Source organism: Halomonas sp. ND22Bw (assembly GCF_003011945.1).
In the GTDB taxonomy this organism is placed as follows: domain Bacteria; phylum Pseudomonadota; class Gammaproteobacteria; order Pseudomonadales; family Halomonadaceae; genus Halomonas; species Halomonas halophila.
In genome coordinates, this window is record NZ_PXWD01000569.1 from 1 (window position 1) to 298 (window position 298).

The window sequence follows — 298 nt, forward strand, 5'->3', positions numbered from 1 at the left end:
CGCGCAGCCAATTGCGGATAGTCGAAGGGGCGATCGCGGACATGCCGGAGCGCATGGCCATCGCGCTGCGCCGGTTTCGGATCGACGGCGAACCGCAACGCGCGATCGCCGCCGAGTTGGGGATCAGCGTCAGCGGCGTCGAGAAGCTGTTGCAACGCGCCTATCGGATTATTCATGATCGATTGCACATCGCCGATGAGGATCGAGAAGCCCGGCGTCGTCTAGAAGATGGAAAGGGCCAGCATCGTGCAGAGTGAGGCGCAGACAATCATCGACGCGGCGATCCGCTGGCATCTGC

The 298-nt window shown here is 62.8% G+C and carries 1 protein-coding gene; it reads left to right on the forward strand.

Annotated features, from left to right (window positions below; all coding sequences use genetic code 11):
* The coding region (locus CVH10_RS19415; protein WP_369335893.1) for a sigma factor-like helix-turn-helix DNA-binding protein at positions 1–257 on the forward strand (257 nt) is incomplete at its 5' end.
* Positions 258–298 lie beyond the last annotated feature (41 nt).